The organism is Vibrio sp. OPT24, from assembly GCF_015163545.1.
GTDB classification, from domain to species: domain Bacteria; phylum Pseudomonadota; class Gammaproteobacteria; order Enterobacterales; family Vibrionaceae; genus Vibrio; species Vibrio cyclitrophicus.
Genome location: NZ_JADDYI010000001.1, coordinates 18548 through 34715, shown reverse-complemented (window position 1 = coordinate 34715; position 16168 = coordinate 18548). Strand labels below are relative to the sequence as shown.

Below are 16168 nucleotides of genomic sequence, written 5' to 3'. Positions count from 1 at the left end.
CGACTCTTTGCTATTGTTATACAATACAAGCTTGTATAAACGAATAGTAAAGAAAAATGACAAAGCAGTGATAAGTTTGCTTTTAGCTTGATACACTTTGTCATTGTAAATTTATTTAATACACGAACCCACTTAAATTGGGCTCGGTATAGTATCACTTTATTAGCGGTCAAAAAATCTATGGTAAGACGTCGCCAGCAAAACACATCACAAAAAAAGCCATCCGGAGGCTTTGTTCGAATTATTAGTGGCTCGTGGAGAGGTAGAAAACTGCCCGTTCATGATTTAGAAGGATTACGCCCAACCATTGACCGAGTAAAAGAGACACTCTTTAACTGGGTGGCTCAAGATATCCCACATTCAACTTGCTTGGATGTATTTGCCGGTTCTGGTGGTCTAGGTTTTGAAGCCGCTTCTCGCCAAGCAAAAATGGTGACACTGCTCGAAATGAACCAAAAGGCAGCTAAACAGCTTTCTGATAACGCGAAAGAGCTTAAGGCAGACAACATCAATGTCGTGAATACTGATGCTATCTCTTTCCTTAAGAAGCCTGGCACTCCTTACGATATGGTTTTCCTTGATCCACCATTTCGTAAAGGCTTGCTGGCAGAAACAGTACAACTGCTTGAGAGTAATGGTTGGCTTGCAGACAATGCGATCATTTACGTTGAAACAGAGAAAGAACTGAAACTCGAAGCTATGCCAGATAACTGGGAATTGCATCGCGATAAGACCACTGGCCAGTCTAGCTACCGACTGTTCAATCGAATCACTGAAGAATAGGAGTTATTGAATGAAGTTCTTGCTTCCACTAGCAAAAGCAGCCATCGCCTTTGTTTGGTTTATCTTAATCGCCAATATTTTCTACCCATTCCCGGGTAATGCTGCGATTGCGCTTTATATCATGACAGCATTTTTGTTCTTCATGCACGGCCTGCAGATGCTGATTTTCATCGGTGCTTTTGGCGATAAGATCGAAATGTCACGTTGGGAGAAATGGTCAATACTGATTTTCGGAGTCTTTGCCCTACTCGATATCCGACGCAAACACATGATGTAATCAAGCTTAAGCTCAGATACAAAATACTGAACTACAGAAAACATCATGACAGAAACAGTCGATACAAAAGCGCCGCTCATTTGAGCGGCGTTTTTTTATTCATCGTTGATACTGATGTTAGCCCATGTAGCCCTTTACACCATCTAGGAACATTTGCGTCGACAGCATAACCAGCAACAAGCCCATCAAGCGCTCGATGGCTTTAAGACCTCTCTCTCCCAGTACTCGCAGGAAGAAGCCATTAAACATCAGAATAAAGAAGGTCGCGCCCCAAGCCAGCATCACAGCAGCTGAGAGCTCTAGCATGTTGTCAGGATGCTGGGTCGACAACAGAATCAATGCCGCAATCACTGACGGGCCTGCAATCATCGGAATCGCCATAGGCACAATAAACGGCTCTTCACCTGCCGCGAGGCCTGTAATACTACCTGCGCTTGGGAAAATCATCTTAATCGCGATGATAAACAAAATAATACCACCTGAGATACTCAAGGTTTCAGGTTGTACGTGCAGGAAGTTCATAATGCTTTGTCCAGCAAACAAGAACAACAGCAAGATAATCAGTGCAAACATCAGTTCACGAACAAGAACAATACGGCGACGCTTCGGATCGAGGTGCTTAAGGATAGAGAGCACAATTGGTAGATTACCAAGCGGGTCCATAATAAGAAACAGCATGGTTGCTGCAGATAAGATTTCCATAAGTTGGTCTCGAAAAGCGAAGGTGCGCGGAGTATAACAGCCTCACATTGATTTTCGAACACAGTAGTTGGCATCGTTAAGAGGGAATTTACAGAGGGAAGTGATACGGAAATAAATATAGGAGTGGAGTCAAAACCTCTCATCCACTCGCCCAATATCTGAAGATCAAAAGACTCTGAAACCAAAAATATCTAAAACTCAGTACCTACTAAAGATCAATGATTACACACGCGCTCGCGATTGGTACAAAGCTTGTTATCAACAATCACGACCTTTTCCATCTTCAGAAAAAACTTCAACAAAGCATCCAAATCTAGACCGTCTAGCTTACAAGTGTGAAAGCGAGCTTTTGCTCCATACGTCAGAGCCAGTTCTTGTGTCAGCTCTTCACGAGTCAGTGGTTTTTCACTAAGCAAATTTAAAACGTTGTGTGCGTGAATTTCGATAGTCATAACTCAATCTCATGTTTAATGAATTAAGCGTAGAGTACAGACTTTCAACAAGGCTGCCTTGATGTAGCTCAGAATTGAGTAAGCTCTACCCTAAATGGTCAGAGATGCCACAATAAGTGCATGTGCAAATAAATAACTGCCCGTCACCCAAAAGTAAGCACCTTTGATTGGGCTACGATAACAGTTCAGTGCATAAGCCAATGCAGAAAGCAGCAACACACTACAGCCAGCAAAGCCCACCGCATGGGACAGTTTAGGATCAAGCAACCAAACCTCACCAGAAGCCCATGCCAGCTGAATAAGCACCATCCCCATGATAACAACAGGAAAGACAAGTTTATCTAAGCGAGGCAATAATAAGAAGAAAGCAACAATACATGCCGCTAACAACAAAGCGAACAGCCACCAGACCATTTCTCCTGACAACTGTAACCAAAATGCTTTGCTATAACAAAGTTGAGCAACCAAGAAACAAACAAAATGTAGAGAACGTTTTTGAGTGAAAGTATGAAGAACATCTGCAATCGCAGAGATAGCCAGTCCAGCCACTACCCAATAGGTAAAATCAGCAACAACAGATTGAGTTAAAGCAATGATCGCTAATAATACAAAGGTAAAAACCTTATACGATAAGGCCTGACCGATATGTCCATGTTTCGTTCCTGCTATTACTCCAATACCAGACAAGGAAACCGCTAACCAACTCCACATATCATTTACCCTATTGCTTTAAAACGTCGCCAGTCTAGGCACACGAGTGTTGATGTAAAGCCTAAGCCTTTCAAAATTGGATCTTGATTACGCTTCCACTAAAAAAGCACCTCTTTCCCCCAAGCAATAAGAAATCCCTTAGCTCTCATTGATATTTGTTTAAAACTAGAACACTTTCATACAAAACCTCTTTAAAGCTCGACTCCAGCCCTTCAACTTGTCATTTGGACAATTCTAGTCTAACGAAACTGTCAAAAATGAGCAAAAACCGGCTAAAATCATGATATTAAATACAAACCAAAAATAAATTAAGCAATCAAAAACAGCAACTTAAAACAAAAAAACAAAAATAAAACAGAAAAACAAAAGGCCAAGTAGCACTAGCCCACTAAAGTAAGAGGTTTGCTTTGATTTAACGTCTAATTGTCAGAACAATCCTATACCTATGTAAAAACTACCACTTAAAACCTAACAAAAAATAGAAAATACAGCCAAAAACAACCTGGACATACCCAACCCCTATTAATACAGTTTAACAACTTTTAACAATATCAATTACACAATACACCACAACAAAAACAACAACTTAAATACAATAAGAACAAACATGAATCACAACGAACAAAATAAGAACACACCAAAAAATACAGTTAAATCGAGATTTACAACTTAAAAACTGGCACTTTTCTTCTACTTTTAAAGCTTTCGAAAGTAATACTTGATCTAAAGCCATAAGTAGTGCTATTCTTTTAAACATAGCGAGAGACAACCAAATTTAGGAGTAGTGTTATGATTTCATCTTCGCAAAGACAAGGACTTGTAATGATCGCGGTAGTTGTAGGTCTAATGACACTACCGATGATGTACTAAGCAAGTTACAGATAAAAAAAGGGACGCCATGAGCGTCCCTTTTTTTGTTCAGATTTTTCACTTCGAAAACAAATGTAATGTTAATACATCCCAGTTCGCATAATAGAAACCAGCAGCAGCCAAAGTCATTACCATCATCAGTAAGATCGCAACTCGCCAAATAAAACGACCGCTACGAGGTGTCAGTTCCTTCTCACAGTCGTTACACATCATTATAAATTTTTGCTGGTCTTCCAGCTGAGCCTCATGTTCATTCACTACCTTGTTACGACACGTTGCGATATAACGCAGCTTGATTACCATATCGTGCGGTAGCCTTTCTTCACAGCTTGTTACAAGCTCATGCAATCCTTCGCCTTCAGCGTGATATTGAAGTCTCAATAATTTTTCTATATTGCGAGTTCTATTCACCACTTTTTCAATATCGGTCATCTTGGCCCTCCCACTCCACACTATAATTCTAGTCGAGCATTTCCTTATTCTTATACAAAATCATTGTTATTTACGAGAGAAAGAGACAATAAATAACAACGCTTTATCCCAAACTAGCCATTAAATGTGATATCAGCCGAAAAATAATCAGCTTGGCTTACAACACTTCACGAATAACGGCTTCAAACACATATCCCTATTGCTTGAAAGACTAGAATAACCATCACGACTACATGGAGGTTATATGCCTAATTCACTCTTTTTTGCCATCTTTGCACTCGCCGGTCTAGCAGCTTGGGTATTTCTTGGTTTCTATCGAAAACACACGCAAGGTGAAAATGCGCCAGAAAAGAAAGTGAATGTCACTGTGTTAGACAAACAATCCATCGATCTTCCTGACGCCGAACCGGGGCAAGAAGATCAAGAATACTGGATTTACGTTCAACGTGGGGTTGTTGGTCCGAAGCGAGAATTCCAAGTCGGTATCCACTATTTCCACGCACTTAATCCTGGTGATAAAGGAACCTTAACTTACCAAGGCGATAAATTTTTGCACTTTGCTTTGAAACGCTAGTCATAAACCGCCTCAACCATCTGTCATCAAAGCAAGCCAAGCACAGTTCGCAAGAATAGCCTTAGTACTAATCGCTAAGGTAAAAGCCAACGTGTCTTCTCTGACTTAGATACTAACCAGCTCATCCATAAAGCCCCTGCACCACTAACCACGATCCATAATGGAATCACCCAAGCAGGATGTCCTTGGAACCAACCGAACTCTTTCATTGGCCACAAAAAGATAGGATGCAGCAGGTAAATACCTAAACTGTGTTTACTGATAAAACCAACCACTTGATTGCTCTTATCAGATAAACCCTCTCCGTAATAACGACACAGCATGAACACCATGCTTGCAGCTAATACCGTATTCAATGTTTTGTAAGATAACCAACGACCTACCGTGTATTCCTCAGCTATCAGGCTTGCATCAACCACCATGTAGACCGTGGTTAGTAATGCTAACCCACCAAGTAAAACACTCACACCGACCGTCACCTTGTTAAGCGGAACGATTTTATACAGCATATACCCCAAAGGTAGGTACCCAGTGTAAAGCCACAGCTCGTGACTCCATGGGCCATCTATCCTGAGTAAGAACAACAAAGTGGTAAATAGCCACACTGCAGTGAAACCATAAACCGCTTTGTCCCCATACTTTCTAACCATGATCTGTAAGAAAGGAATCACAAAGTAGAGCGGGATAAAGTAATAGAAGAAACCAAGATGGTAGTACGTGTAGTGATGGTAACTATTGAGCAAAATATCCCAACTCACATCAGCATCAAAACCCATCGCAGACCAACCAGACAGGTAGGTATAGAAAAGCGACCAGACAATGAAAGGGATCAGTACCTTGCCCAATCGACGCTTAAGGTAGTATTTCGCATCAAACGGGCGTTGGTCACTGAGCATCAGGGCACCAGTAATCAAGATGAACACCGGCACCGCCCAGCGGCTGAAACTGTTCACCGTGATGGCGGTAAGCCATTCGCCGAAAGGAATGGTGTTCAATTCATTACGATAAGGAGCCAAAACATGAATCGCGATAACCGCTACGGCCGCGACACATCGTGCTAAATCAAAAAAGAGAATTCGCTGCTTCATGTAAATGCCTGATTAATATTCAATCATTCTACTATAGCAATAAAAAAGCTGACCGGAATAAATACCAAGTCAGCTTAGTGTTAAAGGAGAGGCTTATCGCGAATTAAGTTCATTCGACTTTAGGCTATACAAGCCTCGCTCTTACGACTAAGACTCATGCGGCTGAAGCTTATGCCGCTGAGATTTGTGGCACTTTCGGTAAACGCAAAGAGATCAGTGTCGTTATCGCTAAGAACGCGAAGGAGACCCAAAGACACGCAGACAAGCCGGCCATTTGGAAAACCAAGCCTGATAATATCGTACCAATCAAACGGCCCATCGCATTCGCCATGTAGTAGAAGCCGACATCAAGCGACACACCATCGCCTTTCGCATAACTCACAATCAAGTATGAGTGCAATGATGAGTTCACCGCGAAAACGGCACCAAACACCATCAAGCCACCGATGATCACTAACTCTGGTTGCCAGCCAATTTGCACCGCATAGGCAATACCAGCGGTCACAATAGCCAACGCCCCCGCCCACAATAGCGCTGCATGGCCATCAGGTACCTTACCTTGCGCTTTACCGGTAATCTTTGGTGCAATGCCCTGTACAAAGCCGTAAGCGATGGTCCAAGCCGCTAAGAAGCCACCAACCCATGAGTGATCCCAACCAAACACGCTGCCTAGATAAATCGGCAGAGCAATCACAAACCACACATCACGAGCACCAAATAGGAACATACGCGCAGCCGATAAGATATTGATGGATTCAGATTTGGAGAAAATCTGTTTGAACTTGGGTTTAGTTTTCGCTTTCCCCATGTCCGCTTCTAAGCTCACCAAACTGCCAATGAAGACCAATGTCAGCACAGCAGCCATCGCGAGCACAGCGTACTGGAAACCAATCATCGAAAGCAGTAAACCACCGATAAAGAACCCGGCACCTTTCAGTGCATTCTTAGATCCGGTTAGAACCGCAATCCACTTATAAAGCGCACCTTGCTGTTCATCAGGGACTAAAGTTTTGATTGAGCTCTTGGCACTCATCTTATTGAGGTCTTTAGCGATACCAGACAACGCCTGCGCCGCCATTACCCAAGGGATGGTCAACATTGCGCTTGGCACCGCGAGCATACTCAAGGCGACAACCTGCATCCCTAAGCCGATATTCATGGTTTTATTGAGGCCAAGACGCGCCCCTAACCAACCACCGATTAGGTTAGTCACTACACCAAAGAATTCATAAAAAAGGAACAGTGAGGCGATCTCTAACGAACTGTAGCCAAGGTCATAGAAATACAGAACCACCAGCATACGAAGTGCACCATCCGTAATGGTGAAATTCCAATAGTTGAATGTCACCAACATATATTGGCGAACGCTCTTACTTAGGTTTGAAAACATAATGCTATCTCTGCAATCTAAACAAAAAGAGCTTTTGGATCATGATAAGTTCAACACTCCAGATACCAAAAGCTCCTTGTATAACAACCATGGCTTATTAGCCGTTCGCTACGCCATTAATGTACTCAATCTGGATCGGTTTAGTGAAGGCGCCCGGACGAAGTGATTGTACTTCTTGAACAATCTTACTCAGATCCCAACTCTTCTCTAACAGCAAGTGTGCAGCAAGCAAGCCAGTACGGCCAGAACCGCCCATGCAGTGCATTGCTACCTTGCCGCCGTTATCCACCACTTGGTGTAGCGCAGGGCTAGCCGCCTGCCATTTCGCAGCAAAATCAGCACCCGGAGCACAATCGTCTTCGATTTCGATTTGGAACCACTGCATGCCTAGTACTTGCGCTTTCTCGCCTAGCTCAGATACGTTCTTGCTCGCCAGTTCTTCACTGTCTAGAGCCGTCACAATCGCTTCCACGCCTTGTGCTTTCAGTTGCGCTAGAGATGCATCTAAGTCAGCACCTTTTGTACCTGGACATGGAGTAAGCACTAACGCACCAGTTTCTAAATCTAGTTGCCATGTTGGATGTACTTGAGAGTTTGTCATCGTCATCTATCTCTTAAAAATCTTGTAAATTAAGCCAGACCAACAGTACGAACTAGCTCAGCAGTACGTGTTGCGTAGCCCATCTCGTTGTCGTACCAAGCGTAAATCTTGACCATGCGCTTACCCACTAACATGGTTGATAGTGCATCCACGATGGTTGAGCGTTGGTCACCTTTGTAATCGATAGAAACCAGTGGACGCTCTTCAAAACCAAGAATGCCTTTAAGTTCATTCTCAGACGCTTCTTTCAGCATCGCGTTAACATCTTCGGCTGTGGTGTCTTGCTTCACTTCAAAGATGATATCTGTCAGAGAAGCATTCGCTAGTGGTACACGAACCGCGTGGCCGTTGATGCGGTTTTCAAGCTCTGGGAAGATCTCAACAATCGCTTTAGCGCTGCCTGTCGTTGTCGGGATAAGACTCATACCACATGCACGAGCACGACGTAGGTCTTTGTGCGGCGCATCTAATATAGTTTGTGTATTGGTTAGATCGTGAATAGTGGTAAAGGCTGCGTTCTCGATGCCTAACTTCTCGTTAATCACCTTCACAACAGGCGCAAGACAGTTAGTAGTACAAGATGCAGCTGTCACAATCTTATGTACCGCTGGATCGAAGATAGCGTCATTTACACCAACTACGATGTTGGCGACACCGTCTTCTTTCACTGGAGCCGATACCACAACACGCTTCACGCCTTGCTCAAGATATTTATTAAGGAAAGAGGTTTTACGGTGAACACCAGTCGCTTCAAGAACAACATCACAACCTGACCAATCAACAGCATCAATATCGCGTTCTTGAGTCGTCTTGATACGCTGTCCATTGACGATCATCTCATCGCCTTCAACATTCACTGCGTGGTTCCAGCGGCCTTGAACAGAATCAAACTCAAGCAAGTGAGCCAATGTCGATGTATCGCCAGCAACATCGTTAATCTGAACAAACTCTAGCTCAGCCCAATCGAATGCGGCACGAAGTGCTAGACGGCCGATACGGCCAAAACCATTAATACCTACTTTAACTGTCATTGTGTGTTCTCTCAGTCAGTGGTGAATCTAAAAATATTCAATTAAACGCAACATTGAGGGCGTGAAGTTATTGCTTCTAAACGCTCAATATCTTGCTGGTATTCCGTTTTCAAACAGTTCGATGCGATAAGGTCATCAATTAACTTGAGCATCCAACCGGGTAAATCTTGTGACAGACGATAAAACACCCACTGCCCTTGGCGAACATCCGTCAAAATACCATTTGAGCGCAACTGCGCTAGGTGACGGGAAATCTTTGGCTGACTTTCTTGTAATGCTTGAGTCAACTCACCAACAGAAAGGCATTCATTGCGCACAATCAGCATTAAGCAACGCACTCGCGTTTCATCAGACAGTAATTTAAAAAATTGGTGAGGAAGCATAATTACATACTCATATATGGATATGCATATATCTTAATTATAAAAAAACGCACGTCAAGGCGTGCGTTTCAATTGTCATTAAAGTTTAACAAAGATAAATCAAAGCTGGTTAGTAACGGTATGGCTCCAGCGTCGCGCTTCGGTAAGCTCTGTTTTTACTTGCTCGACATTAAGTCCTAGATCAGCGCAATGCTCATCAATTTGTTGCCAATCTGCATGCTCAAAACTCTCTTCAAGTGCCAGTAGAGTCCCGTATGGCCCTTCTCTTCGAAGCAAAGCAACCTTGATACTTTTACACAACGGCAACTGCTCTACGAGATTCTCTAACGACAGATCAAGCAGCGCATCAAGCAATGAAAACAAACCAATCATAAACGCCTGCTCAGTGTGCCCTGCAAATGCCTGGTAACGAGACATGCGCTGGCAAAATTGAGCACGCTGTAAAGACAGGCCATACAACTCTTTTGGTTTTTTATCAGAGACATAAGATGCCACCGCCAACGAGACAAACATTTTCAGTTTCTCTTGCCCCAGATACACTAAGGCCTGACGGAACGAAGAAATAGTCACCTCAAGACGAGGCGACATGGTGTTTACAAACCGCAGTAACTTATAAGATAAAGCGACATCTTTCGCGACAATGCTTTCAACACGTTGGAAGTCGACGTCCGGTTTACACACCTCTTGAAATAACTCCATGGCAATCACTTGCTCTGGGCTAATATACTTGGTCTTGATGATTTGCGGCTTACTAAAGAAGTAGCCTTGGAAGAACTTAAAACCGGCCTCTTTCGCTTGCTTGAATTCTTGTTCGGTTTCAACGCGTTCAGCAAGAAAGCTAAACTTCTTCCCTTGATGGGCTTTAACCAAATCACACGCCTCATCCAAACCCATTTGCATGATATCGAGCTTAACGATGTGCGTATACCTCAGGAAGCGTTCCCATTCAGGCGTCGATGTAAAATCATCAAGAGCAATCATGTAGCCAGCTTGGTAAAGCTCTTTTACCGCATCTAATAACTCATCGGTTGGTTTACAGGTCTCGAGGATCTCTACCACCACCTTGTCTTTCGGTAAACTTAAAGGAAGTCGACGAATCAGGCTTTGGTATGGGAAATTGATAAAGCAGCGCGAAGATGAGATCGAAGGGTTAAGCCCTACCGACAAAAAGTTTTCAACAATCAGACGATACGTTGCTCGATTAGACTCAATATGCGCTGGATAGGCATTCCTCTCTCCATCGCGAAACAACAGCTCATAACCGAGCGTGTTCTTGTTACGATTTAAGATAGGTTGTCGAGCAACGTACGTAGCGGTCATTTATTGATAACTCTAATTGATTTAACTATAACTCTATTACTTTCATTAAGCTTTGGCAGCAGCTAGCAAAGCGCCGCAACCCATGAACATACCACCAAATATTTTATTTATCTTACCCATTATGCGATCAGAGCGAATAAAACGTCCCATTTGTGAAGCTAATGAGGTGTAACCCAACATAACAACGCTATCAATGAATACCGTTGTCACACCGAGGACTAACAGTTGTGGTGCTTGAGGTTGTGTCGGGTCGATAAACTGAGGAAACAGAGCCACTAAAAACACGATAGATTTCGGGTTAGTGAGATTAATAAGCACAGCATTTCTAAGTAACTTACTACTCGATAGCGTAGAGCTCTCTTCTGAAGCCACCAAGTTAGAGTTATCACGCCATTTTTGAATGCCCAACCAAACCAGGTAAACTACACCAACCCATTTGATAATGGTGAATGCCAGCGCTGATTTTGCCACTAATGCACCGATACCCGCCCCCACCAACAAAATGTGGAATGCAAGGCCAAGCTGTAAGCCTGCGATCGACGCAAGTGACTTCTTAGTGCCATAACTAAGTCCATTACTGATCGAGTTAACGGTACCTGAGCCCGGAGCCAAACTAAACAATATCGCAGTGACGACATAAGCAAGCCAAACATGAGTATCCATTTGCATTTCCTTACTAGTTCTTTAATCTAACAACATTAGTAGCAATAAAGCTCTCACATGCATCAGTTCAGGTAATTTCCCATGGAAAACCACAGTGAAGCCCCGTTTTCTTACACGCAAGAACCTCAGTTCGAACAAGCGATTAAACACCCTATCCCCACCCTTTGGCAACAACGAAAAGATGGGTATCTAACAACATCTGGCAAAAAGAAGCTGTACTGGTGTAGCTTAACCTCACCAACGCACACCAAAGCCATTGTTATTTCAAATGGCCGCATTGAATGTTGCTTGAAATACCAAGAACTCTTTTATGATTTCTATCAGCAAGGCTATGACGTTTATTCATTTGACCACCAAGGTCAAGGCCAGTCTGAACGCATGGTAACAGACTCTGACATTGGTCACATTCATGAGTTTGATGATTACGTTTCAGATATGTCTGACGTCATTGCCAGTTTTGATCTAAGCCGATATTCCAATTGCTACCTGCTCGCACACTCAATGGGTAGTACTATAGCTACTCGATACTTGCAAACTCATCCAGCTCACCCGTTTGACAAAGTCACCCTGTGCGCTCCAATGTTTGGTATCAACACCGAGTGGTATTTTAAACCTATCGCGATGCTCGTTGGACAAGCGTTAACGGCTTTTCACGCTAAACCAACGTATGCCCCGGGCCAACAGGCCTATTATTCAAAGCCTTTTGAAAACAACCTACTAAGCCACAGTAAGGTGCGTTATCAGTGGTTTCGTTGCCTGTATGACGGCTCCCCCTCTTTGCAGGTTGGCGGACCAAGCACACGCTGGGTATGGCAAGGGTTAATGGCCGCTAAACAGGCGATACAACAAACTCGTCAAATAAAAATCCCGCTGTTATTGATTCAGGCAGGGGAAGAAAAAATTGTCAGTAACGATGCTCAAGTAAAATTCATCAATAAATTGAAGAAAACCAACTCAGATTGCCTGTTTAAGGTCATTGAAGGATCTAGGCATGAAGTATTGTTTGAACAAGATGAATACCGTAATCAAACACTAGACGCCATCAATCAATTCTTTGCTTAACGAGGACGATTAAGAGGGCAAGCCTTTAAGAATTGAGGTGCTAAAGAGGAAGAGAAGTAGGAGAGCTTTGCCCTCTTTTCTTACGCAAATTTGGCATACAATTTCCAAGTACAGATATTGTAGTTAAAGAGAATACTAGCGTTAGCTAGTGTCGATTTTAGTTAAGCATTTTGCAATGAGGGTTAAATGACTATTCCTGCACTAAAAGATTCCGTGAAAATTGTTGCCTCCGATTTAGATGGTACGCTGTTAGCGCCAAACCATCAGCTCAGCGACTTTACTAAGCAGACACTCACGAAGTTACATGGACAAGGTTATACCTTTATCTTCGCTACTGGCCGACACCATGTTGATGTTGCAGGCATTCGTAAACAAACAGGCATCCCCGCTTACATGATCACCTCGAACGGCGCGCGTGTGCATGATCAAGACGACAACCTGATGTATGCCAAAAACCTGCCAGTGGATCTTGTACAAAGCGTAGTTAATGTTCTCAAACAAGACCCTGAGATCTTTATTCATATCTACATGAACGACGAATGGTTGCTAAACCGTGAAGACGAAACCATGAAGAATTTCCACGATCAAACTGGTTTTACATACCGACTGTATGACGTCGACAATGCGCCGACCGAAGGCATTGCTAAAATCTTCTGTACTCACCCAAATCAAGAACATGAACACCTTGTTCCGTTCGAAGATAAATTGAACGAGCAGTTTGGTGACAAGCTGAATATCGCATTCTCAACGCCTTGGTGTTTAGAAGTGATGGCAGCAGAAGTGTCTAAGGGTGATGCGCTACAAGCCGTTGCACAATCTATAGACCTAGAACTTGAGAACTGTATTGCCTTTGGTGATGGCATGAACGATGTCGAACTCCTTTCAATGGCTGGAAAAGGCTTAGTGATGGGTACATCGCATGAGAAGGTCCTCAAAGCTTTGCCACACAATGAAGTGATTGGCAGCAACGCCGACGATGCGGTTGCACGCTACTTAGAAAAACATCTGCTCTAACCTTGTCTCGTCGAAGCCATCTTAATAAATAAAAAGGCAGCCAACTGGCTGCCTTTTTGAACCTTACGTAAAAAGCTCTCTCTAACGCTATCGAGAACCTAGCACTTCTTTGCTTAAGATTGCCTGCCACTCTTGTTCGGTAACCGGCATGATAGATAAGCGATTACCGCGCTTCACCAATGGCATCTCTGATAGTTCAGGCATGGCTTTAAGCGTTGCTAAGGGAATCAAGCGTTCAGTCACTCGAACAAACTCGACATCCACCATTATCCAGCGCGGGTTATCTGGTGAAGACTTAGGATCGTAGTAATCACTCTCTGGGTCGAACTGAAAGTGGTCTGGGTAGGCTTCTCTGGTTACTTTGGCGATCCCTGCTACGCCAACTTTCTTACATGATGAATGGTATATCATCACTAGGTCTCCAAGCTTAACTTCATCGCGCATCATGTTTCGAGCCTGATAGTTGCGTACACCCTCCCAACAAGAGGTTTTTTGTACTCTCAGAGTCTGAATAGAAAAGGTGTCAGGTTCTGTTTTAAATAACCAATATGCCATAATAAATCCAATTAACGGTTGCTCCGAGGAAGATATAACATGAAGGTAATAAAAAACCCAGTGACATGGCTAGTCGCATTCGCTCTACAAGGCTGTGTCACAGCGCCAAATGTCCCCCAAAAGCCAGAACTACCACCAGCAACCTTGGATGAGCCACTGAGCATCCAACCGCAAACCTTCATCATGCGTGGTCAGGTTGTGGTTGGCCATGAAAGCCGAACCTTCACTCCTTGCGGTAGCCAACAACAATACTGGTTAGATTTATCACCAGAATTAGCACTGGAAGCTCAAGGGCTAGCAACCCGACCTTACCAAGCTTTATATGGCGAGCTGATTGGATACCTAACTGTGCCGAGCCAAACGGGTTATAACGCAGATTTCACGGCACGTTTCGTGGTTGATCAAGTGAATATCCTAACCGCAGAAAACCCTAACCGTTGTGACCAACCCCTACGTTCAACACGCGTATTTGGCAATGAACCTTTCTGGTCCGCAGCCTTCGATAAAGACCAACTCAAATACGCTCAGATGGGCGAAGAACCACAACGCCTAAATATTGAATCAAGCCGCACCACACCAAACAGTCGTGATTACCAATTAGAAGGTAAAACGGCGCAAGGAAAACTCAATCTCAAAAAAGAAAGCTGTAGCGATGGCATGAGCGACTCAATCTACGGCTTGGAAGCCAAGCTCAATCTCAATGACAGTAGCTACAGTGGCTGTGCGACATTATCAAATCAAGATCCAACGCTGAACTGGAGCGGGCTCTACTTCGCAAGTTCAACGAAGAACACAGGGTTCTCTATCAACCTTGAACTCAACGATGATCACAGCGCTGTGACCACATACTCGTACAGCAATGGCGACCCTTCAATTGTTGAACAAGGCTTCTGGCAGCAACTGAACCAAAATCAAGTACAAGTGGTAATGACTCGCCACCAGCAACAATACTTAATCTCTGAACGTATCTTCACGCTCGACAACGGCAAGCTGGTCGCTGAAAAAGAGAAAGTAGGCAACGTTGTCTACCCGATTGCCAATGGCGGTTTGGTGTTATTTGAAGCCAAGAGTGAACAGGCGCAAGTAAACACGACCACGGCCGTGGATCTAACCGCAAAACAGGTTAACTCGAGCGATCAACTTGATCAAAAAGTCGACCAAGCGATCCGTGAGTATTTCAAGATCAATAACACCTCACCGGACAACACTAAGTATCGTTGGCTGACTTACGATCTTAACGGTGACGGTAAAGAAGAGTTACTCGCTCAACTCAACTGGTGTGGCTCTGGAGGCTGTACTTTACTCATTTTTGAAAACCATCAAGACAACTGGCGTTTCAACAGCCGGGTAACATTGGTCAAAGGGGATATCCGCCTTGGCAAATCACAAAGCCACGGCTGGCACGATCTTATCTTCAATGTCAGCGGAGGTGGGGCAACACCGGCGAAACATACACTGTCTTACTCTGGTGTCAGCTACCCACTTAACCCAAGCGTAGCGCCAGTCGCAGATAATGCTAATATCAGCGATGTGGTTTTGTTCGCGGATGGTATCTCACCAGCAAAAATCGGAGTTAAGTTATAAACATGAGTAACCAACAAGCTTGTGGTGGTTGTGGTTTTACTCACCAATGCGTTTGTCATTTAATACCAAGTATTAAGAGCCAAGTCGACCTTGTACTGTTGACTCACGAGAATGAGTTTTCGCGAGACACTAATACAGGGAAACTGCTGCAACAATCGCTTGAGAAGTGCGAGGCGTTCGTGTGGCAACGAAAGACGCCACCTGCCGATCTAATGGCATTACTTGAAGATGAAACACGACAGCCTTTTCTATTGTTTCCAAGTGATAAAAGCATCGAATGTCAGCAAGCCGTGTCATCTGTAGCTGGAGATCGTAAGCCGCTATTCATTATTTTGGATGGAACATGGCAAGAAGCGAAGAAAATACTCAACAAGAGTGTTTGGTTACAAGCGATTCCACAAGCTCACCTCAACATTACCAGTGAATCCTCATACACTCTGCGCCGCAACCAAGACAGTGGTCATTTGTGTACCTGTGAGGTTGGCGTTGAACTGCTCAAGGCATTAGGTGAAGAAGAGCAAGCGCGACAGATTGATGACTATTTCCAACATTATCTAAAAGTATTCCAAGCCGATAAGTGTGGCCACTCACTCAAATAGTTGAGTGCAGATGCTGGAGATAAATAGCTAAAAACAAAGGGTGAGCCATAAGCTCACCCTTTTTACATCGCACTTTA

19 protein-coding genes are annotated in these 16168 nt (G+C 43.7%); 7 read left to right on the top strand and 12 right to left on the bottom strand.

Annotated features, from left to right (window positions below; genetic code table 11):
* Positions 1 to 180 precede the first annotated feature (180 nt).
* Both rsmD and IQO02_RS00170 read left to right on the top strand, forming a co-directional pair.
* Entirely contained in the window at positions 181 to 783 is a 603-nt protein-coding gene (gene rsmD, locus IQO02_RS00175) for a 16S rRNA (guanine(966)-N(2))-methyltransferase RsmD (protein ID WP_016787986.1), read from the top strand.
* Positions 784 to 793: 10 nt separating this feature from the next.
* The gene (locus IQO02_RS00170) at positions 794 to 1060 is read left to right on the top strand and encodes a DUF1145 domain-containing protein (protein ID WP_009848233.1); all 267 of its coding nucleotides are present in this window, start codon (positions 794 to 796) and stop codon (positions 1058 to 1060) included.
* A 117-nt stretch (positions 1061 to 1177) separates the two neighbouring features.
* Here the strand turns inward: IQO02_RS00170 and IQO02_RS00165 are convergent, their stop codons facing one another.
* From IQO02_RS00165 to IQO02_RS00150, 4 genes are all read right to left on the bottom strand, one after another.
* Complete coding sequence (locus tag IQO02_RS00165; RefSeq protein ID WP_010438728.1) at positions 1178 to 1762, bottom strand: YhgN family NAAT transporter; 585 nt, start codon at positions 1760 to 1762, stop codon at positions 1178 to 1180.
* A 215-nt stretch (positions 1763 to 1977) separates the two neighbouring features.
* Complete coding sequence (locus IQO02_RS00160) at positions 1978 to 2214, bottom strand: YecH family metal-binding protein (protein ID WP_010438731.1); 237 nt, start codon at positions 2212 to 2214, stop codon at positions 1978 to 1980.
* 90 nt (positions 2215 to 2304) lie between these two features.
* Entirely contained in the window at positions 2305 to 2925 is a 621-nt protein-coding gene (locus IQO02_RS00155; RefSeq protein WP_010438734.1) for a lysoplasmalogenase, read from the bottom strand.
* A 927-nt stretch (positions 2926 to 3852) separates the two neighbouring features.
* Positions 3853 to 4227: a hypothetical protein gene (locus tag IQO02_RS00150; RefSeq protein WP_010438737.1), complete on the bottom strand. Its 375-nt coding sequence runs from the start codon at positions 4225 to 4227 to the stop codon at positions 3853 to 3855.
* A 244-nt stretch (positions 4228 to 4471) separates the two neighbouring features.
* Between IQO02_RS00150 and IQO02_RS00145 the strand changes: the two genes are divergently transcribed.
* Positions 4472 to 4801, top strand: a complete 330-nt coding sequence (locus IQO02_RS00145) for a DUF2500 domain-containing protein (RefSeq protein ID WP_010438739.1) — start codon at positions 4472 to 4474, stop codon at positions 4799 to 4801.
* 74 nt (positions 4802 to 4875) lie between these two features.
* Here the strand turns inward: IQO02_RS00145 and IQO02_RS00140 are convergent, their stop codons facing one another.
* The 7 genes from IQO02_RS00140 to rhtB form a co-directional block, all read right to left on the bottom strand.
* Positions 4876 to 5889 carry an acyltransferase gene (locus tag IQO02_RS00140; RefSeq protein ID WP_010438741.1) on the bottom strand — a complete coding sequence of 338 codons (1014 nt, stop codon included), beginning with the start codon at positions 5887 to 5889 and terminating at the stop codon, positions 4876 to 4878.
* Positions 5890 to 6058: 169 nt separating this feature from the next.
* Positions 6059 to 7279 (bottom strand): organoarsenical effux MFS transporter ArsJ, encoded by a 1221-nt coding sequence (gene arsJ / locus IQO02_RS00135; RefSeq protein ID WP_010438743.1) that lies wholly within the window; start codon positions 7277 to 7279, stop codon positions 6059 to 6061.
* A 97-nt stretch (positions 7280 to 7376) separates the two neighbouring features.
* A complete protein-coding gene (locus IQO02_RS00130; protein WP_016784001.1) occupies positions 7377 to 7886 on the bottom strand; it encodes a cyclin-dependent kinase inhibitor 3 family protein in 510 nt (169 codons plus the stop codon).
* A 23-nt stretch (positions 7887 to 7909) separates the two neighbouring features.
* The gene (locus IQO02_RS00125) at positions 7910 to 8911 is read right to left on the bottom strand and encodes an ArsJ-associated glyceraldehyde-3-phosphate dehydrogenase (RefSeq protein ID WP_016768437.1); all 1002 of its coding nucleotides are present in this window, start codon (positions 8909 to 8911) and stop codon (positions 7910 to 7912) included.
* Between the two features lie 41 nt (positions 8912 to 8952).
* On the bottom strand, positions 8953 to 9294 hold the full coding sequence (locus IQO02_RS00120) for a metalloregulator ArsR/SmtB family transcription factor (RefSeq protein WP_010438748.1): 342 nt from the start codon (positions 9292 to 9294) through the stop codon (positions 8953 to 8955).
* Between the two features lie 99 nt (positions 9295 to 9393).
* A complete protein-coding gene (locus IQO02_RS00115) occupies positions 9394 to 10614 on the bottom strand; it encodes an EAL and HDOD domain-containing protein (protein WP_010438750.1) in 1221 nt (406 codons plus the stop codon).
* Between the two features lie 45 nt (positions 10615 to 10659).
* Positions 10660 to 11277, bottom strand: a complete 618-nt coding sequence (rhtB, locus tag IQO02_RS00110) for a homoserine/homoserine lactone efflux protein (RefSeq protein ID WP_016787982.1) — start codon at positions 11275 to 11277, stop codon at positions 10660 to 10662.
* 81 nt (positions 11278 to 11358) lie between these two features.
* On the opposite strand from rhtB, the gene IQO02_RS00105 reads away from it, so the two are divergent.
* Both IQO02_RS00105 and IQO02_RS00100 read left to right on the top strand, forming a co-directional pair.
* Positions 11359 to 12339, top strand: coding sequence for an alpha/beta fold hydrolase (locus IQO02_RS00105; RefSeq protein WP_016768436.1), 981 nt, complete (start codon positions 11359 to 11361; stop codon positions 12337 to 12339).
* Positions 12340 to 12525: 186 nt separating this feature from the next.
* Entirely contained in the window at positions 12526 to 13353 is an 828-nt protein-coding gene (locus IQO02_RS00100; protein WP_016791844.1) for a Cof-type HAD-IIB family hydrolase, read from the top strand.
* Positions 13354 to 13440: 87 nt separating this feature from the next.
* Here the strand turns inward: IQO02_RS00100 and IQO02_RS00095 are convergent, their stop codons facing one another.
* Complete coding sequence (locus IQO02_RS00095; RefSeq protein ID WP_004740480.1) at positions 13441 to 13908, bottom strand: EVE domain-containing protein; 468 nt, start codon at positions 13906 to 13908, stop codon at positions 13441 to 13443.
* Between the two features lie 39 nt (positions 13909 to 13947).
* Between IQO02_RS00095 and IQO02_RS00090 the strand changes: the two genes are divergently transcribed.
* Positions 13948 to 15492 (top strand): COG3650 family protein, encoded by a 1545-nt coding sequence (locus IQO02_RS00090; RefSeq protein ID WP_010438767.1) that lies wholly within the window; start codon positions 13948 to 13950, stop codon positions 15490 to 15492.
* A gap of 2 nt (positions 15493 to 15494) precedes the next feature.
* On the top strand, positions 15495 to 16091 hold the full coding sequence (locus IQO02_RS00085) for a tRNA-uridine aminocarboxypropyltransferase (protein ID WP_010438769.1): 597 nt from the start codon (positions 15495 to 15497) through the stop codon (positions 16089 to 16091).
* Positions 16092 to 16168 lie beyond the last annotated feature (77 nt).